Annotated in this window: 18 protein-coding genes; 6 read left to right on the top strand and 12 right to left on the bottom strand. The window is 40.4% G+C overall.

The window, feature by feature from the left end; genetic code table 11:
• Positions 1 to 15: 15 nt before the first annotated feature.
• The 8 genes from J8L97_RS12335 to J8L97_RS12300 all read right to left on the bottom strand — a co-directional run bounded on the left by J8L97_RS12335 (position 16) and on the right by J8L97_RS12300 (position 7,237).
• Positions 16 to 1,449 (bottom strand): imelysin family protein, encoded by a 1,434-nt coding sequence (locus tag J8L97_RS12335; RefSeq protein ID WP_211050090.1) that lies wholly within the window; start codon positions 1,447 to 1,449, stop codon positions 16 to 18.
• 235 nt (positions 1,450 to 1,684) lie between these two features.
• Positions 1,685 to 3,679, bottom strand: a complete 1,995-nt coding sequence (locus J8L97_RS12330) for a TonB-dependent siderophore receptor (protein ID WP_211050088.1) — start codon at positions 3,677 to 3,679, stop codon at positions 1,685 to 1,687.
• 124 nt (positions 3,680 to 3,803) lie between these two features.
• The gene (locus J8L97_RS12325; protein ID WP_192510047.1) at positions 3,804 to 4,067 is read right to left on the bottom strand and encodes a CBU_0592 family membrane protein; all 264 of its coding nucleotides are present in this window, start codon (positions 4,065 to 4,067) and stop codon (positions 3,804 to 3,806) included.
• 160 nt (positions 4,068 to 4,227) lie between these two features.
• The gene (locus J8L97_RS12320) at positions 4,228 to 4,479 is read right to left on the bottom strand and encodes a hypothetical protein (RefSeq protein ID WP_192510046.1); all 252 of its coding nucleotides are present in this window, start codon (positions 4,477 to 4,479) and stop codon (positions 4,228 to 4,230) included.
• Between the two features lie 6 nt (positions 4,480 to 4,485).
• Positions 4,486 to 4,890, bottom strand: a complete 405-nt coding sequence (locus J8L97_RS12315) for a DUF1761 domain-containing protein (protein ID WP_192510045.1) — start codon at positions 4,888 to 4,890, stop codon at positions 4,486 to 4,488.
• 85 nt (positions 4,891 to 4,975) lie between these two features.
• Complete coding sequence (locus tag J8L97_RS12310; protein WP_211050086.1) at positions 4,976 to 5,503, bottom strand: response regulator transcription factor; 528 nt, start codon at positions 5,501 to 5,503, stop codon at positions 4,976 to 4,978.
• Complete coding sequence (locus tag J8L97_RS12305; protein WP_211050084.1) at positions 5,503 to 6,732, bottom strand: ATP-binding protein; 1,230 nt, start codon at positions 6,730 to 6,732, stop codon at positions 5,503 to 5,505. Before J8L97_RS12305 ends, J8L97_RS12310 begins: the two co-directional genes overlap by 1 nt.
• A gap of 106 nt (positions 6,733 to 6,838) precedes the next feature.
• The gene (locus J8L97_RS12300; protein WP_211050082.1) at positions 6,839 to 7,237 is read right to left on the bottom strand and encodes a DUF4440 domain-containing protein; all 399 of its coding nucleotides are present in this window, start codon (positions 7,235 to 7,237) and stop codon (positions 6,839 to 6,841) included.
• A 143-nt stretch (positions 7,238 to 7,380) separates the two neighbouring features.
• Here J8L97_RS12300 and J8L97_RS12295 point away from each other — a divergent pair, with 143 nt between their 5' ends.
• Both J8L97_RS12295 and J8L97_RS12290 read left to right on the top strand, forming a co-directional pair.
• The gene (locus tag J8L97_RS12295) at positions 7,381 to 8,445 is read left to right on the top strand and encodes a ketoacyl-ACP synthase III (protein WP_211050080.1); all 1,065 of its coding nucleotides are present in this window, start codon (positions 7,381 to 7,383) and stop codon (positions 8,443 to 8,445) included.
• Between the two features lie 67 nt (positions 8,446 to 8,512).
• On the top strand, positions 8,513 to 9,982 hold the full coding sequence (locus J8L97_RS12290) for an aminoacyl-histidine dipeptidase (RefSeq protein WP_211050078.1): 1,470 nt from the start codon (positions 8,513 to 8,515) through the stop codon (positions 9,980 to 9,982).
• 330 nt (positions 9,983 to 10,312) lie between these two features.
• On the opposite strand, the gene J8L97_RS12285 is transcribed toward J8L97_RS12290, so the two are convergent.
• Positions 10,313 to 11,680: a M17 family metallopeptidase gene (locus tag J8L97_RS12285; protein ID WP_211050076.1), complete on the bottom strand. Its 1,368-nt coding sequence runs from the start codon at positions 11,678 to 11,680 to the stop codon at positions 10,313 to 10,315.
• A 59-nt stretch (positions 11,681 to 11,739) separates the two neighbouring features.
• Positions 11,740 to 12,111, bottom strand: coding sequence for a hypothetical protein (locus J8L97_RS12280; protein WP_192510038.1), 372 nt, complete (start codon positions 12,109 to 12,111; stop codon positions 11,740 to 11,742).
• 94 nt (positions 12,112 to 12,205) lie between these two features.
• Between J8L97_RS12280 and J8L97_RS12275 the strand changes: the two genes are divergently transcribed.
• The 3 genes from J8L97_RS12275 to J8L97_RS12265 all read left to right on the top strand — a co-directional run bounded on the left by J8L97_RS12275 (position 12,206) and on the right by J8L97_RS12265 (position 16,808).
• Positions 12,206 to 12,385, top strand: a complete 180-nt coding sequence (locus J8L97_RS12275; protein ID WP_211050074.1) for an oxidoreductase-like domain-containing protein — start codon at positions 12,206 to 12,208, stop codon at positions 12,383 to 12,385.
• 235 nt (positions 12,386 to 12,620) lie between these two features.
• Positions 12,621 to 15,266, top strand: coding sequence for a TonB-dependent siderophore receptor (locus J8L97_RS12270; RefSeq protein ID WP_211050072.1), 2,646 nt, complete (start codon positions 12,621 to 12,623; stop codon positions 15,264 to 15,266).
• A gap of 96 nt (positions 15,267 to 15,362) precedes the next feature.
• Positions 15,363 to 16,808, top strand: a complete 1,446-nt coding sequence (locus J8L97_RS12265; RefSeq protein ID WP_211050070.1) for a sulfotransferase — start codon at positions 15,363 to 15,365, stop codon at positions 16,806 to 16,808.
• Here J8L97_RS12265 and J8L97_RS12260 read toward each other — a convergent pair.
• Positions 16,771 to 17,694: an alpha/beta fold hydrolase gene (locus J8L97_RS12260; protein ID WP_211050132.1), complete on the bottom strand. Its 924-nt coding sequence runs from the start codon at positions 17,692 to 17,694 to the stop codon at positions 16,771 to 16,773. The two genes, J8L97_RS12265 and J8L97_RS12260, sit on opposite strands and share 38 nt — an antisense overlap.
• A 150-nt stretch (positions 17,695 to 17,844) precedes the next feature.
• Here J8L97_RS12260 and rlmF point away from each other — a divergent pair, with 150 nt between their 5' ends.
• Complete coding sequence (gene rlmF / locus J8L97_RS12255) at positions 17,845 to 18,744, top strand: 23S rRNA (adenine(1618)-N(6))-methyltransferase RlmF (protein ID WP_211050068.1); 900 nt, start codon at positions 17,845 to 17,847, stop codon at positions 18,742 to 18,744.
• Between the two features lie 180 nt (positions 18,745 to 18,924).
• Here rlmF and J8L97_RS12250 read toward each other — a convergent pair.
• Positions 18,925 to 19,841: MalY/PatB family protein (locus J8L97_RS12250; protein ID WP_211050066.1), on the bottom strand; the 917-nt coding region annotated here is incomplete at its 5' end.

Below are 19,841 nucleotides of genomic sequence, written 5' to 3'. Positions count from 1 at the left end.
ATTAAAGGATATGTATTAGATATCTTCTTCCGTATCACCTTTAAGTGAGTTATCAATTTCTAAGCCAAGCGCATCAACCGCTTTTTGTATCAATTCTGTTTGCTTTACAAGCGCTTGAATCGTCGAATAGACATCTTGCTTATTTTGTTCATTTTGTATTTGAACATCAAAAGACATGCCTAGCTTAGCTGTGTTATCAATCACCGAAGCCGTCGCCATCGTTGCTTCAAAAGCTGCACGAAGCTCATTTGCTAGTTCATGATGCCCTTTCACAACAAGCAGATCATGAATACTGGCACCTATAAGTGCTTCACCATCGACTTTGGTGTAAGAACCTGAATAATGATTTTGAACACCTTTTGCATTTAACCAAATATCTCTATGTGTATTATCAGAAAAACACGAATGTTCATCTTCTTGACTATCAGTTCGAACCGCAATGCTCATACGCTCACCCGCTAACTCACCGAAGCTCAAGCGACCCATACTTTCAAACATCGATGCTAGACTCTTATCAACATTTTCTGCTTTTGTATATTCACTATAGTGAAAGCCAGACCCTGGTTTCCATGCGTTAACAACGTTTTGCAAATCATCCACCAGCAAATCAGCTGCTGCAATTAGAAATTGTGCTCTGCGCTCACATACAGCATCTTGTGCACCTTGTTCACCAGATGTACATGTTCTGCCATTTGCTTCATCAGCTGGGATGGTTGCGGCGGTATAAAAATCAGTAACAGGGCGGTGACCAGCTGTGTAATCTCGGTTTGCGGTATAAGTAAGATCAGCGTTTAAATCTTGCCCCCAAAGTAAGAACTCAACTGCATGGTAACCTGAAGTGACGTTTGCTTCTTCGCCATCTAACTCAAATTTCTCTTGTAGAAGTGCTTTGGTGATAACAGGGAAAGATGTTGCATCATGAATAATATTTCCACCATTTTGATAGACAGCAGCGTTGCCACGACCTTCGTTACCATCCATATCAATCGTATAATCAATCAAAGCTTCAGCTAAAGGCCACGCATTAATTGCACCTTCTGGACCTTCACCATCGACAAGCACCCATTCATCTGCTTCATTTTTTGTTAACGCATCGATAGGGCCTTCACGGAATCGATATACCTCAGTTTGACCATATGGTTCTCTCGCTGCTAACCATGCTGATTTCGCCGCAGTAAAATTAGCCTCGGTAGGGTTTTGAACTAATTCATTAACTTTTTCTTGCAAAAATTTAGCTGCGATCAGTGAGTCGGCAAATGCGGCATATGCATGTTGCGCATTTGTGTTAACAACATCTTGTGCTGTCACGAAATTACTGACACCGGCAACGCCTTGTTCACCCTGAACACCAGCGGTTCCAACTGTGCCATCTTTTCCATCATCACCACTACATGCAGCTAGTACCGCAGTACAAACTAAAGTTAACGCAATATTTTTAATATTTTTCACAATTATCCCATCTTTTTTTATTAGATTGTTTCACCGTGCGAAATATTAACCAATAAAGAAGGTGCATTCAATAATTATTTTCATTTAGATTTGCATTATAGGTATAATTATTCTTTCTTTGTTTTAGATCAAAGTTTTCTTATAAGTTGCGGCACAACACTGGGGAAATTGATATCAATAGGTATCTAGATTGGCAGGTTTATGTATGAATTAAAACTGAATATTCGCTTTAAAATCAAAATGTATAGCTGTATTGTAAACGCAAGTTCCGTCCTTTTGCAGGAAGCTGTCCATCAAGCATTCTAGGGTCAAATACAACATAGCCTTTATCAAATAGATTTTGTGCCTTTAGCTGCAACGACTGGACAGGTGATAATTGCCAAGTAACACTTGAACCAAAAACAAAATAGGCCGATTGATTAAAATGTGGAGAAACGCTCAGATCAAGCGATTCAACAAAAACGCTATCACGCCAAACTGCATTAATACTCAATTGAAAATCTAAGAACTGATGTGTTAATGCCAATGCACCAAAGCGTTTAAAACTGGCATTAAACGGTTCATCGAATAATTGTGTATAGCCTAGTTCAAACCATGTGTTGTTCGACAAATTGAAGTTACCGTTGAGCTCCACACCCTGCATACTTGTTTCAAACACATTATCGAAAGTAAAACGACCTTGCTCTGCATCAATCGGTACTAGGTTGATAAAGTCTTCTAGTTCATTGTCAAATACAACCACGTCAGCCTGCCACGAATCATACTGGGCATGCCAAACCAGCTCCGTTGTTTTAACATATTCAGATTTTAAGTTTGGATTGCCAATGGTGACATCGTCATTTGAATTCAACTCGTTACTCACAGGCGTTCTAAATGACTCCCCATATTGAAGCTTTACGGTATGGTGCTCATAAATATTATAAATAATCGCTAACCGAGGTGAGAGCTTATTATCAATGTGTTTCACCTCATCAAATCGAGCCCCTAAAAATAACGTCGTATCAGGGGTAATACCATACTTAACTTGACCATAAACCGCATATGAATCAAATAATTGTAACAGACCACTAAAAGCATCGTAATCGTAGACCGTCGTTAATCCATTTTGATCATACGGTTTATCAACGTAAACATCGCCACGTTCAAAATCGAAATAGCTTGTCCTGATCCCAGCTTTCGATTGCTCTTCTTCCGAATATTCAGCGCCAAAGTTCAATACAAGTTCAGCATCAAATGTGTAAGAAGCATCTAACTTAATGGTGGCATCTTGTGTTTGCCAAGCTGGACCTACAAAAAAGTCACTCTCTAAACCCAATAACTCGGCGGGTGCAATTAAGCCATTGCTTATTATTTCATGCTCAATAAATTGAACATCACTGGTTACCTGCCACTTTTCATTGCTTAACCATTGATGTGTCAAATTAAACGCAATATTTTCGCTATTGTGTTCATTCCCTACCGACCAGCCAGCTAAATTTACAAACTCCCGAAGTTTAGTTCGATTATGATGTATGGAAAGCCGTCCATTTTGCCATTTCATCCCCAACTCAACAAAATGTGTTTCTATAGGATCACGCACATTAAAAGGCATGTAACGCTCACCATTGCGTGTTTGCCATGATAAATTGGCATATACATCAATCTCTTCATTCAGTTGCTTAAACAGATTAACACTCCCTTCTACATGTCCTTGCTCTCCCAGCGCAACCGAGATTTGATTCGCATCTTGTTTTGTAACAACATTCATGACGCCTAGAAATGCATTACTACCATACAAAGCCGAACCAGGGCCGCGTATAAACTCAACGCGTTCAATAATTTCAACTGGAATAAAAGGCATGTACACAGAGGCTTTACCAAACGATGATTCATTTAGCCGAAGGCCGTTAATCATCACTAATACATTGCCACTGTCTAAATAAACACCGCGTGTGTGTTCTTTTGGAACTGCACCAACCCAATCACCCCGAGTAGATTGAAAGCCTGGCACAAAATTCATTAATTCATAGGCGCTATTTACACCTAATAAAGAAATATGCTGTTGATTGAAAACAGTGATACTCGAGGGGACGCTTGCGCGTGTTTCTGCGGTTTTGGTAGCTAAACTAATGTTTACATCAAGCAATTCTTCAAAAGATAATTCAAATAACCCCTCGTCAGAGTCCGTCTGAGCAAAGCTTGAAAGTGAAAAAACACACCCAGTTATAAACAATACTAATTTATTTTTCATCACATTCTCTAAATTGCAAGAACGTTGCTCGCAATATAGAGAAACCACCGCACAGCAACCAATTCTACTTTAATAATACAAGCGATGGCTAACTGTGCAAGCTTTTAGCGGAGTTTATTGATATTTAAGCTGTTGCTGTAGACTGCTTGGCTTTAAAGTACTTATATAAGCCTATCAAAGACGCCGCAATCCAGAATATCTCAATGACGAAGCTGGCCAAATTAAAGTTGTAACATAAGCTAATAAGTAAAAGAATGGCGCCTGATAAGTTCATCAGATTATAAGTGAGGCTTTCTGGGTTTGCTTTCCCTAATTGCAACATAAAGAATGCGCCAACTACTAACCCAGTACCACTCATACCAATAACATCAAACAATAAATCGATCATGTCTTTTCCATCTGTGCAGCCGATACAATAATATCGGCAATAAAAGTCACCCAAACTGACTGGCCCGGTCCATGGGAAGGGTTATTTTCAATCGTTGAAACAGCACAAAACCGAGCAATCCTACCATTTAAGCATGTTAAATACAGGGCATTTGTCCGCTTCACTTAAACGTCACTTTACCCCCAATAATTTTTAATGCGGGTGTGCCACGGATCAAAGTTTGCCGAGAAAAAAGAGTATCACATTCAGGACAGTGCACTTGATCATGTGTAAAGTCTTTTGATATTCGCTCAATAAAGCACTTTACCAATGCCCCCTTCCCTCCTTTACGATATTTAAACAGAGTGGCTTTACATTTTGCACAAAAGATATCAACCGTTCGTGTCGGTCCTGATTTATTCGGTTTTGCCATTAATTTTTATCCAGTAAGGCTTAACACAACAGCATTGAGTATAAACTGAACCGTGTGAAAGCCGCCATTAACCAACAAAAGTTTGAGTGGTCTTTGCTCGAAAATATAGCTAATTCCAAACGCCGCAGTGACAAAGCCAAGCCCTGTCAATAAGCCGAATACAACCGCACTCCAAAATGTCGGATCTTTACCTAGAAGCAGTGCCATCGAAAAAGATACGACCAGTGATAAACACATTGCAACGCCGTATATCAGTTTGGGGTCGCTATTTTTTAGGTCTAGTTCCGTTAAGCCACACCCCTCCATCCACATTTGTCCAAAAAGCCAAGATGAATACCATATCCCACCCAACATAAATGTAGATAAAGCAGCAAGTAATACCGCCCAATAATTAAGTTCAAGTATCTCCATGTCTCGTATCTCTTACGCACTATTATTTTAATTTAGTTAATAAACAGACCGTGATCAACCCAACATTCTCTCACTTTAATTTGATTTATCTTGGTGCCGGCTTCTTTTGTAGTTTCCGTTGCAACGTACGTCGATGCATATTCAATTGCCGCGCGGTATGTGAAATATTTCCTTCATTATTTTTGAGGACCTGCTGAATATGTTCCCACTCCAACCTCTCTGGCGACATAATCACTTCTTCGGTGTTCGTATTTCCTTTGGGGATCTGACCTGTTAACGCTTGTAATATAACTTGTGTATCTGCTGGCTTCGTCAAATAATCATCGGCCCCCAATTTTACTGCTTCAACTGCGGTGGCAATACTGGCAAACCCAGTCAAAAGAACCAGTTTACAATTCGGTAATCGTGCTTTAATTGGTTCAATAAAATGCAAACCTGATTGCGTTGTCAATTTCATATCTAACAAGACATAATCAGGCATAAACTCATCACAGGTAAGTAAAACCTTGCACTCCTCATTCACAATTGCACATTCAAAGCCATATTTACTTAATCTACGGGCTAACGTATTTGAAAAGGCGATATCATCTTCAATAATTATTAGTTTTTTCATTATTTGGCTAATTTTGCAGGGAGTAAGAGGCGTGTTTGAGCCCCTAAACTCATATGGTTTTCAATTGTTAGGCTTCCATTTAACCGTTCAAATGTAGCGTGAGAAAGTAACAACGCAATCCCCATTCCATCATCACTTTGTACAATTTCGTGACCCAACTCACTGAGTTTTTGCGGATCAATGCCTTTGCCATTGTCCACAATGGTCAATTGCCAACGGCTTTGCTGTATTTTACTCGATAATACAATGGTGCTATGAGCATTATGCTGATTAGCACGGGCTGCATTGCTCAAAATATTCAGTATTGCGGGGATCAACATCGGGTCAGAACTGACCATTAATCTACCAGTTTCATCAGAGCATTCAAGTTTTTGCTCTGGGTACTGAAGCGCCATTAACGTCACAAGTTCCGCCAAGACTTCCGAAACCAATTTAGCTTTCTCAGAAGTACCTTCTTTAAAATTCTCCGTCTGTCGTCTAAAACTATTTAGTTGAGTTTTACATTGCGTAAGAGCGACTTGAATATCTGCAATAGCGGGATGCTCAGGCATATCCTCCTGAACCTCCTCAAACAAGAGATTTAAATTTGCGATGGGTGTTGCCAATTGATGTGTTGCTTGAGCCGCTGCACTGCCCAATGCCATAATTTGCTCACTTTTTAGTTGTTGTTCTCGTGCTTTTGCAAGTTTATGTTCTTTGTTTTGAATTTGATTTACTAACGCCATTACGACTGCAACAATCACAATAACGCTGAAAACAAAATTGACCAACATGCCTGTTAAATGTTGATGCATGTCCATATGATGTAAATGATGACTTGGCATAGTTACAAATAAATAGCCATAACTTGCTAATGCTAAACCTGCGACAATAACGACATAGTTTTTAGGTACGGTGACGGCCGCAATAACAATTGGCAACAGTAATAAAGACACAAAGGCATTACTCGCGCCACCAGACAGCGATAATAAGACGGTTAAGAACAACAGATCAGCCAGTAATTGAAATAACATACCTGTAGGTGCCGCTTCACTGGTATTGCGATAGGCATAGACACTGACTAATTGAAATAAAGATTCAATACCAATGACAATAAACGCAGGTAGCAAAGTAATTTCTTTGTTAAAAAAGTAAGCCCCGCTTAACACCATTATTAGTTGTAGCGCAATCGCGATTGTTCTCAGTAAAAGTAATCGACCGATTGAAGAGTTAGGTGAAAATACTATCATGCCTATTTGCAAAACCAGATAACGAATTAAGCTCGTCACTTTAACTAACTCATGACAAATAACAAGCGATAGTCTATGAATGGTATGTGTTAGATCAAATAAAGCACTATTCGTATTGTAGTGCAAACTCTGGGCAAGGAGTTCCTTGGTGATAAATAAGTTGCCACTGCTCAGCGACCTTTTTCCATATTGACATTCTAATCGAATAATGCAGGGGTGCTCTAGCACTGTGCCGATATGCTGCGTGATAAGTGAGCTGCGCTATATCAGCACTCAACATTTGACCTATAAATGACTGATTATAAAACTGTGGCACTTTCTCACTGGGTAGCCTAGACATTATATGCGCTTTATTAAACATTAACCCATTGGCTGATATTTCGTGAAAATTAGGGCTAAGTAGCTGATCTAACCTATTCACTGACTGCCTTACACTTGGTTCTAATAAGATGCGTTCAAGTTCAACCAAATGTTCAAGTAAAGACTCAGATATTTTTGTCATCATAACAAATAAGCGGGACAGTTTAACTAAAGTATTGAAAGTTTAGTTCACAGTTATATGCTTAACAATATCAACTGGCTTTGAAAAGCAATGTTTGCTATAAATGCGGGTTAGCCCGACTGGTCAGACAAGAATAGAGAACAATTATGATTTATGCCAAAATTACGGGCTGGGGGAAATGCATTCCTCCAGCAACCATTACTAATGACGAAATCAGTCAGATAGTCGAGACTAATGACGAGTGGATAACAACTCGAACGGGCATTAAAGAACGTCGCGTCAGTCATGTAAGCACCGCTGAATTGGCAACGGTAGCCAGTCAACATGCGCTAGCCTGTGCTGGTATCGATGGTTCAGATATCGACCTGGTATTACTGGCCACTTGCACACCATCTACGATGGTTGCTAATACCGCATCTTTGGTACAAAAAAACATTGGGGCACAAGGCGCAGCAGCATGCGATACCAATGCCGCATGCTCTGGATTTTTGTATGCCATACAAAATGCGACGGCGCAAATTCAAGCTGGTATGATTAAACGCGCGGTCGTTGTTGCAGCAGAGCGCATGACTTGGTATGTCAATTGGGCAAAACGTGATAGTGCGGTCCTTTTTGGCGATGGTGCAGGCGCTGTTGTGCTTGAAGCAAGCGAAACACCTTGCGGTCTGTTAGGGTCTAAAACCGGATGCGATAGCACTGATCGCAATATTCTTCACATCGAAAATTATGGTACCGATATGAATAAATATAATCCAACAGGCCCTTCTGAATTACTTTTTGAAGGTCGTGAAATCTTTAAACGCGCTGTAAAAGGCATGAGTGAAGCATGTGATGACGTGCTAAATCAAGCTCAATTAACCTTATCTGATATAGATGTTCTGGTTCCGCATCAAGCAAACTTACGAATTATCCAGGCAATGCAACAACGCCTTGATATAAACGATGACAAAGTCATGGTTAACATCGGTAAATACGGTAATACCTCGGCTGCGACGATTGCCATTGCATTATGTGAAGCTGTAGAACAGGGTTTGATAAAGCCACATAGTAATATTATGTCTGCGGCATTTGGCGCAGGCTTAACATGGGCTGCAAGCTACATTAAGTGGGGTGAGCGCACAACCCCTATTAATGTAAGTGACGCCAAACTGCCTGATACCGATAAAACGGGCCTACAGCTGATAGAGCATGCTGTAAAGGCATGTCAATAAAGTTATTCCTTTGTCCCCTAATCCAGTGGTAAAATAATAAAAACTTTACTCACTTAAGGGGACAACCTTGTTCACCCAACACACTGAAATCGCTCAACTTGAACCAAAGGCCATTTGGCAGTTCTTCGATCAAATTTGCGCTATTCCACATCCATCAAAATATGAAGAAGCGCTTGCACAATTCATTATTAACTGGGCAAATGAGCAAGGTCTGGACGTTCGAAGAGACCCTACTGGTAATGTTTTCATCAGAAAAGCAGCTACATCTGGCATGGAAAATATCACACCGGTTGTTTTACAAGCACATATTGATATGGTTCCACAAAAGAACGACGATGTTGATCATGACTTCACAACAGACCCGATCCGTCCATATGTTGATGGAGAATGGGTTACTGCAACTGGCACAACCCTAGGCGCAGACAATGGTATGGGGATGGCATCTTGCCTAGCTGTACTTGCTGCAAATGACATAAATCATGGCCCTCTTGAAGTGCTGCTGACGATCGACGAAGAAGCAGGTATGACGGGTGCCTTTGGCTTAGAAGCTGGCTATCTAGAAGGCGAAATATTATTAAATACCGATTCAGAACAAGAAGGTGAAATCTACATGGGCTGTGCCGGTGGCGTAGATGCTACGATCACCTTACCAATTGACAAAGTACAGGCTAGTGAACACCAAACCATTGTTACACTCACTTTAAAAGGACTCAAAGGAGGCCACTCAGGTGTCGATATTCATACTGGTCGTGCCAATGCTAATAAGTTGCTTTCACGTTTTTTAAAGAACCATGTTCAGAGCACCCCATTTCAGCTCATTAGCTTTAAAGGTGGTTCATTAAGAAATGCGATTCCACGAGAAGCTTATGCTGAAATATCGATCGCGACCTCTCAACTTACTGCTTTTGAAACTTCCGTCGATGAATACCTACAACTTATCTCGCAAGAACTTGCCTCTATCGAAACAACTTTAACGTTCGACTGCACACCTTCATCCTCCACTGAATTACCAATGAGCGACGAAACTAAGCAGCGAGTTTTAGCGCTTATGAATGCATGTCCTAATGGCGTGATCAGAATGAGTGACGATATTGCTGGGGTCGTTGAGACATCACTTAACATGGGTGTGATCAATACACGTACCGACGAATTCGAAGTGCTGTGCTTAATTCGCTCTTTAATCGACTCAGGTCGCTCTGACGTTGAAGGGCACCTAAATTCATTGGCTGAGTTAGCTGGCGCCAACATCGTATTTTCAGGCGCATATCCTGGTTGGAAGCCTGAGCCTGACTCGAAAATACTGCATATTTTCCGCGATGTGTATGAAGGTATTTACAGAAGAAAACCACATATCATGGTGATCCATGCCGGCCTTGAGTGTGGGTTATTCAAAAAGCCTTATCCCGAAATGGATATGATATCTTTTGGTCCAACTATCAAGTTCCCCCATTCACCTGACGAAAAGGTGAAAATTGATACCGTTGGTCTATATTGGCAGCAAATGAAAGCGATATTAGAAAATATCCCAGCGAAATAACTGAAAGTTAGATATACCCTTTACCAATATTTACTCATTATTGGTAAAGGCTCTACTTACAATAGCCTTGGAATTTTTATTTAAACTGTTCGCTCTACAAAGCAAATAGTCCCTTTAACCTTTGGTGTCCCTACTCTCTTCGAATCATATATCCTTGATGGTAATGTACAGACTTAAGTTAGGCTGACCTAGCAGAACTGGCTAAGGCGACTATTTACTTGGATCCAAAAACATAGACAACAAAACTATATTTCCAGCTTTGAATTATATCTTGAGCACAAAACATAGAAGCGCAAGAGTGTGATGTATGCTCATCACACTCTTGCAATATTATGCCGAATAACGTTTTTCTAAATAAGAAAAGGTTGCACGTAAGCCTAATCCTTCCCCACCCGCTGGACGACCCGGTAATGAACGAACATTCCAAGCCATTACATCAAAATGTACCCAAGGTGTTTGTGCAGGTTCAACAAACTCTTTTAAGTACAGTGCAGCCGTGATAGCGCCACCAAAAGGGGTTGAACCACAGTTAGAAATATCAGCTATTTCACTTTTAAATAATCCTTTGTATTGATCAAACAATGGCAGCTGCCAAACGGGATCTTGATTAAGTAATCCTTGTTCAACAAGTCCACTTGCTACAGTGTGATCGGTACTAAAAAAGCCTGGTAACTCTGTACCTAACGCAACTCTGCACGCGCCCGTCAGTGTCGCAAAATCCATTAACAAATCAGGTTTGTCATTTTGCGCTTCTGCAAGTGCATCACACAAGATCAAACGCCCTTCAGCGTCCGTGTTATCAATTTCTACAGTAATGCCTTTACGCGTTTTAATAACATCGCCCGGTCTAAATGCATTGCGTGACACCGCGTTTTCAACCGCTGGTACTAACACTCTTAAGCGTACCGGTAAATTAGCGGCCATAATCATTTGTGCTAAACCGATAACATGAGCAGCTCCACCCATGTCTTTTTTCATATTGCGCATACCAGCAGCTGGTTTTAAGTCCAAGCCACCCGAGTCAAAACAAACGCCTTTGCCGACCAAGGTGAGTTTTGCATGCGACTCATTCCCCCAAACCAAATTTAGCAACCGTGGTTTGTTATCACTTGCACGTCCAACCATATGCACAGTCGGATAATTATGTTCGAGTAACTCGTCACCAATAAGTTCGTTAAACTGCCCGTCAAAGCGCTCTGCTAATTCAATCATTGTCTCAGCAAGATGCTGAGGCATCATATCTGCCGCTGGTGTATTCACTAAATCTCGAACTAAGTAAATTGACTCAGCCTGTTGATATACTTTATTAAATATTGCCGCGTCGCTGACTGCTAAGCACGCCTCTATTTTAGGTAACGACTTATAAGCTGAGAACTGATAAGCACCGAGAATAAAACTAAGTGCCTGTTGCTCTACAAACTCATGTGCTCCTTGAATTTGATACTGACCTTTCGGTAATTGCTTAGCAAGATCTCCAGCTAACCACATGCTTTCCAGTTCATCCACTACACACAGGACCAACTGCAATTCGCTGCTATTCGCATCTGTAATGGTAAATACTGATGATGATTGACTGCGACATGCATTAACTACATTCGCAACATATTGAGTTTGGTTGTTTAGCCAATTGTCTAATTGGGCTTTCTCAACAAAGTGTAAGGGTGTTCCTTGATCAGAGTGGACAAGTAATCCGCGCATAATACTCTCTATCTGGTAAATTCTAAATTTAGAATACCAAGTTACGCGTTCGAGATCACTTATTTACGGTTATGATTTGACTTGTTATTGACGGAAAAAGAACTCGGTAATACATCAACACCAACCCATTGTCCTAATTTTACGATCAATGGAATCGTAATAGGCGCAAATGGTAAAACAGCAAACACACCAAGACCAAGCCCTTTCAAAATATCGACTAGCTGCTTATTCGCCACCTTTAAGTCTGATTTATTTCCTTCCCCCATCGTATAGCGTTTATAGATTGTGAGCATCTCTTTTGTCTCTTGCTTTTCTTGAGCTAAAGCACCTTTAAGAGCCAACATTGTACGCCTCAAGCGCACTTGTTGTTTTCGCTTTGTTATTTTTGCAACTCTCAACGGAGCCTTATGAACTACTCTAATTAGGCGCATTATCACTTATAAACACGTATGTATAATGAAGACAGTGTAGCAAAAGAAAGACCTATGTTACTATGTGATTTTAGTCTTAATTACTGCACGCATTATGTCTGAGCTTAATAATCAAAATATTGATACACCCCTTCCAGAACCAACCAAGCCACGTTCTGATGATTGCTGTGGGGGCGGCAGTTGCTGTCCTTGTGTATGGGATGAGTACCGTGTCGCTCGAAAAGCATGGATAATAAGCGTTCAAAAGAGTGAAATATTGGAGAAATCTAACTAAACCTTTAGAAAAATACTGATTCCCCTCGATAAAAAGTTCAAAAAACAACCAAAAACCTCATTTAATTACATAAACTTATCAAAATATTTGCCTTTATTAAAAACACTGCTAAGTTTGGAAAGATGCAAATTTAATTTGCATCCTAAGTTAATGATATGTATATATTCAGAAGCTCAAATAATAATACCGAGCTCTATTTAACTTATGACAACAATAGAACAACTGGGGAAACAGGATGAAATTACAATTAAATAAGGTAAGCCGTGCTTTAACGTACGCGCTCGCTTCAACTGCCACAATGGGCATTATGTCAACGTCGGCTATCGCTGCGGAGGGGGATGAAGCAACCGACAAGAAAATAGAAAAAATTGCCGTCGTTGGCTCTCGGGCTGCGCCTCGTTCGGTTGGTGACTCACCAGTTCCAATCGACATCATCGGTGGCGAGGAACTATCGAAAGGTGGTGGCGATGATATGCTTGAGTTACTAAAAGGCTCCGTGCCATCGCTAAATGTTCACCAAAATCCAATTAGTGATGCCGCTTCTTTAGTACGTCCGGCGAACTTACGTGGCTTACCTGCCGATAGCACGCTCATTTTATTGAATGGTAAACGTCGTCACCGTTCATCTGTTATTGCATTTTTGGGCGGTGGCATCAATGATGGAGCCCAAGGACCAGATATTTCAACGATACCCAGTATTGCACTGAAACAAGTTGAGGTTCTGCGTGATGGTGCAGCTGCACAATATGGTTCTGATGCAATTGCAGGTGTAATTAACTTTGTATTAAAAGACGCATCTGAAGGCGGCAGTTTCTCAGTTAAGAAAGGTCAATACTTCGAAGGAGACGGTGATGCAACAACGTACGAAGGTAACGTTGGATTACCCTTTTCTGATGACGGTTTCGCGAACTTAAGTTTCCAGTACAAAGAAGCTGATCCAACGAGTCGCAGCGTACAACGCCCTGATGCGGCAGCATTTGCTTCGGCAGGCTTAGAAGGCGTTCGAGACCCAGCCCAAGTTTGGGGTGCACCTGAAATTAATGATGATATCTCTTTATTTGCTAATGTCGGTTTAGACATATCTAATAATGACCAATTTTATATGTTTGGTAACTACTCTGAACGAGATGTACGAGGTGGATTTTACTATCGTAACCCAACAACTCGCCCAGGTGTATACGGAGGTGTGATACGTAATATAAATGGCACACCATCACGCCGCGATCCTAATGATGTTGAACAACAAAAGTTATGGGATGCCGCAATGCCTACCATACTCGTTGGCTCACTTGACGGCTATGATCAACAATTAAACTGCCCGGTTGTCGAAATTGGCACCAATGGTTTACCTGATCAAGCTGCGTTAGATTCACTGACTGCTGCCAATTGTTTTGCATTTAACCAAGTATTACCGGCTGGTTTCACGCCATTTTTTGGTGGTAACATAACAGATACCTCTTTCACTGTTGGTACAAAAGGTGAAATTGATGAAGGTTACTTTGAAGGTGCATATTTCGACTTAAGCGGCTCTGTGGGACGCAATGAATCACGGTATTTTATTACTAACACAGTGAATGCATCTTTAGGCCCAGATAGCCCACAAGATTTCAGCCCAGGTAAATACATTCAACTAGAAAAGAATTTTAATGCAGATATTTCAAAAGGCTACGATTTCGATTTAGCCTATGAAGTCAACGTTGCTGCTGGTCTTGAGTGGCATGAAGAGTCGTTCGAAGTCGTTTCAGGTGATGAAGCCTCATTCTTACCTGGCCCATTAACACAACAAGGTTTTGGTATTGGGTCAAATGGCTTCCCTGGGTTCCAGCCTTCGGCAGCTGGTGTGTTTACCCGTCGTAACTATGGCGCGTATATCGATATTGAAACACCTTTTACTAACGAGTTTTTAATGGGTTGGGCACTGCGCTATGAAGATTACGATTCATTTGGCTCTACAACAAACTACAAAGTAACTGCACAATATCAAGCAACCGACGACTTATCTCTGCGAGGTTCAATCAGTACTGGTTTTAGAGCACCCACAGTTGGCCAAGCAAATGTAAGTAACGTACAAACCAACTTAAGCAGTGGTGTTTTAGTTGATTCAGCTTTATTGCCACCGACAAACCCTATCGCAGTGCAACTTGGCGGTAGTGAACTACAACCAGAAGAATCGCAAAGCTATACGTTTGGTGCCGTTTACCAATCTGGTGATTTATTCTTAACGGTAGATTACTACAACATCGAAGTAACTGACCGTATTAGTCAATCAGAAAAGATTGAGCTGACACAGGCAGACAAAACAGCACTTAAAGCGGCTGGCGTACCAAATGTTGATGGATTAGCCCAAGTAAGCTTTTTCACCAATGACTTTGATACCACGACGCAGGGTGTAGACGTTGTTGCAAACTACTCTATGGATTTATTAGATGGTTACTCAACATTTGCATTTGCTTACAACTGGAATGAGACTACGGTAGATAAGTTTTCTGCAATTACCGGTGACTTCAAAGTAAAACGCTTAGAAGAAGACTTACCTAAACACCGCTCATCATTTACGTGGTCTTCGCAGTGGGAAACCGTGTCTTCATTCGTACGTGCTAACTACTTTGGTGAGTATCAAGGCGTACACGTTGATTTCGACCAAACTGCAAAAATCGCTGATGCTTCTGTAACTATCGATGCTGAAGTCACCTATTTTGCAACTGAATCAGTGAGTATCAGTGTCGGCGCAAACAACCTATTTGACCAAGAACCTGAAAAGTTAGATTTTGTGGGTGCAACAGGCATTCCAAATAATAACTGGGGTGGAAAGTATTATGAAACCTCTCCGTACGGGATCAATGGTGGCTTCTATTACGTTAAAGCAACATATACGTTCTAATTTACTGTAACCCAGCAGCAAAGGCGAAATGGCAATAGCTATTTCGCCTTTTTATTTTTATTATCTAACTATTGAATATCCGTTTATAAAAAATACATGCTACTACTTAAAAGAGCCAACGAGTTATTGGCCGATAACCAACTTCGAGAAGCCGAATTTATGTTTAAGGCGGTCTTGAAAGAGAACCAAAAGAATGGGCCTGCTTTATTTGGGTTGGGCCGGATTTGTATGCGTTTAGAAGAATACGATAGCGCGATTTATTATTTAAAACGGGCTTGTGAATACCTCCCTAAAATGCTCGATCCATTGTTTGCCCTTGCTGACGCATTTATTGAAGCAGGTTCACCTGTTGATGCCAAAACAGTGCTTGAATATACACTAACCGTCGCACAGCATAATTCACAAGCACATTATCAGCTTGGTCAATTTTATTTGGATCATGGTTTCATCGACAACGCTAGACGTACATTTGAAAAAGGTATCACCTGCCCAAAAGGCGCAGTCACCGCTTTTATGCTCTATGAACTCGTGCAGATAGCGCCCAAAGCAAATCTTGATGGCTATTTAACGCCTTTACATGAATTGCTGAATGAATATGATAACAACCGCTTAAAGGTGGTGGTCTATTATGCACTAGCTAAATGTTGTCACAGGTTAGGTGATTTCAACCAAGCGTTTGATTACTTTAAGCTGGCAAATAGTACGCAATTAGAATACTGTGATTTTCGCACCGAATATATGCAACCCTTTTTTGACAGCATCAAAGCTCATTGTAACAGTGACTTTTTTGAATCCCCTAATGACAAAGTCAAAACCACATTTGTACCCACCTTTATTCTAGGGCTACCAAGAACGGGTTCAACGCTATTAGAGCAGATGCTTATTCAACATAGCAATATAGGGAGTATGGGAGAGAGTACAGTTATTAGTGATAAACTAGTTCCTTTTTTAATGCATCGCTCAGAATCAGCTTTTCCTGAATGTTTACAAAATTTGACTACTTCCGTGTTGGACCACTGCCGCGCACTCTATATTGATAAAGTCAAAAAGCATCGTGTCGGCGAACAAACTGTAATAAACAAGCTCCCTGCGAATTTTCAGAATATAGGGCTAATCTATAAATTGTTTCCTGAGGCCCGTATCATTCACCTAACTCGTAGCTTCAATGCCACTGCTTGGTCAGTATTTAGCAATCACTTTGCTGAGAACGAGCCCTATTTTTGTTCTCTCAGTGAATTTCAATTATATGCCCAATACCACGACGACACCATGCATCACTTTAAAGCCATGATACCTCGAAGCATCTATAGCTTAAGTTACGAAGATCTATTAGACGATCCAACTATGCAAATACGGAAAGTTTTGAGTTTTATGTATCAAGATTTTCAACCTCAGTGCTTAGAGTTTCATAAAGCTCGACATAAAGTGCACACTTTGAGTAAGTCTCAAGTTCGCCAACCTATAAACCAAGCCCCAAGGTCAAATTGGCGTCATTATGAAAAGCTTATGTCACAACTACTTCCGGCTCAGAATACTGAGTAAACCATGATATGAGGTCTTTAAATTGATCGTGATGGGCGAGCTTATGTGTAAGCATATCAATATGACCATAATCAAAACTATACCCATATTTTCGCCCGTATATCGTCATTTTTTGAATGCCGCAACCCGACTCATCAATAAATTTTTCAATATCAATCGGTTGAGCTAGGGCTTTGTCATTAACACCTGCTACATGCAGTACCGGTGGAAGCGCTTTATTTTTGAGTACTTTTGCGTAATCAAATCCATCATCACTATCAACCCATGGGGCTCGTTTTGCCCATAGAGCACTTTGTCGATGCGATTTACGCGTTTCATTGTCACTACCCCACTTCAACTTTTTCGCTGGTAAAAAGCCATACTTTTTTGTGTATAAATGCGCGAGGCCAAACCACAATAAATTGGCCTGGAAATATTTACTAATATGATGGTTATATAAACTCCGCTTTGACCCAAAATAAACACATGATGCGACCTTATTTATTACCTCTGGAAAGCGTGCAAAATAACTATTCATTAATACGCCGCCCCATGAATGTGCAACCCAGTATTTAGGAAAACTGCCATGATGACTTTCAATAAACGCAAGCATTGCTGGGAAATCTTCTAAGATCGCTTCTGTCTGACCATACATCGATGTCTTAGAGATTGCAGGCAGGCTTTTACCTCGCCCTCTTAAGTCAGCAACATAGCAATGAAACCCTTGCTCTGCTAAGTAAGGAGCCAACCCCTTATTCTTTTCTGAATAAAAGATTTTGCCGTTCTCAACTGCACCATGCATAAAAAAAATGCAAGGCCCGTTTACGCCTTCTTTATAAATATGTCTTAAATGCAGTGTTTGTTGGTTTGTTAACTCGCAGTATAAAGAGGTTTGTTTTATCATCATTTCATCATTATTATTATTATCAACCCTTCTCATCGTACCAGTTGAATTCACTTCCATCAATTGCATAACAACACATAAAGAAAATTCAGTGCTAGTCGAGATGTCTATGACTTCGCTATAATGTAAAAATCAAACACAGCTAGAATTTATATGCATTCAAGAAACCAACATAAACAGGGCTATGACTTTAAAGCTTTGATCACCACACTGCCTGCGTTATCCCAGTTCACCATAGTGACACCCCGAGGGGAAACCAGCATTGATTTTGCGAATAAAACTGCAGTGAAGACCCTAAACAAAGCACTGCTACAACACCATTACGGCGTTAAGTATTGGGATATAGCAGACGAATTTTTATGTCCACCAGTACCAGGAAGAGCCGATTACATTCACGGTATTGCTGACCTGTTAGAGTGTGACATGACCTGCAAACAAGACAATCTTTGTCAAATATATGGGCTTGATATTGGCACCGGCGCAAATGTGATTTACCCGCTCATTGGAAATGCGCAATACAAGTGGCAATTTATTGGCTCTGATATTAATTTAAAAGCAGTGAAAAGTGCTCAAACAATTTGTACAGCAAACAAATTACCTATTAAAGTCATTCATCAACCTAACTCAGAGTTTATTTTCAAAAATGTCATTATGCCAAATCAAACGCTGCATTTCTCCATGTGTAATCCCCCGTTCCATAGCAGCGAAAAAGCAGCAAGCGCAGGCACTCAGCGTAAATGGAAAAACTTAGGAAAGACCCCTCCAAAAACACTTAATTTTGGCGGGCACGCACCTGAGCTATGGTGTACGGGTGGTGAACTGCGATTTATTAAAACAATGATCAATGAAAGTAGGCTTTTTTCACAGCAATGCGTGTGGTTTACGTCATTAGTCTCTAACAAAGACAATTTACAGCCACTCAAAAAAGTACTAAATAAATTGCAACCTGTTGAGGTTAAAGTGATAAAAATGGCTCAAGGACAAAAACAAAGTCGATTTATAGCTTGGACATTTATGAATCGAGAGCAACGTAAAACATTGCTCTGCCAATAACATATGGGTACATCACAAACTGAGATTGTGATGTACATTATTATATCACTCTATAATTAAAAGAATAAATGAGCTACATACCTACCGCCCAACAATGGCCCACTTAGCCGACAACATTGTCGAGATCCATTTCAGGCAAATGAAAAAATTAGCCCCCCTCACTTGAATATCACCTATTCTTCAACCCACTTTAGATTTAAGTAATTGAAGCGAAGCTTGTACCTTTTCTAACGGAGATGCAAAGTTCATACGATAAAAATTTTCATCCTCCTCACCAAACCATGTGCCAGGTGTTAACGCTATCTTAGCTTCTAGAGTTAACAACGCCTTTAATTGTTTTGGTTTCAAACCCAACCCAGAAAAGTCAAACCAAATTTGATTTGTACCTTGTGGTGAAAATGTTTTAACTTGGGGAAGTTGCTTGGCCATGAAGTCAACAATCCAGTTACGGGTTATTTGTGTATAATTCAAAAATCCATCAAACCACTCTTGACCATGCTGATATGCTGCAATCGTGGCATACATAGTTACTGCATTTGCATGGTCTAGCGACATAGAACTCGACGTTGCTTTAATTTTTTCTCGTAGCATCTGATTATCACTGTAAATGTAACCATTTGAGATACTATTTAATCCAAAGTTTTTTGCGGGTGAACCGATAATTGTTAAACTATTGTTATAATCTAACGATGCAATACTTGTGAATCTCGCGCCGTCAAAAATAATATCGCCATGCACCTCGTCACTAATTATTGTTGTATTATACTTTTTTGCAATCGAAACAAGCTTCTGTAATTCCGATTTAGTCCATACCCTACCAACTGGATTATGTGGATTGCACAACAGTATCATTGCTATATTTCCACTTTTCAGCTGTTCTTCGTAATCTTCGAAATCAATAACATACTGGTCACCCTCAATTTTTAAAGGGTTATTTATTACCTGCCTCCCTGCTGATTCAATCAACCTACGAAATTGGTGGTATACGGGTGTTTGGATTAAAATACCATCCCCTTCATGAGTGAAATCACGTATCAACATTGCAATGGCACTTAGTACTCCTGGAACTTGTACAAAATGCTCTGGCTTCAAATCCG

The sequence above is a fragment of the Pseudoalteromonas sp. MMG012 genome, assembly GCF_018100875.1.
GTDB lineage: Bacteria > Pseudomonadota > Gammaproteobacteria > Enterobacterales > Alteromonadaceae > Pseudoalteromonas > Pseudoalteromonas aurantia.
Note: the sequence above shows the minus strand (reverse complement) of the source record. Positions and strands in the feature narration are given on the sequence as shown.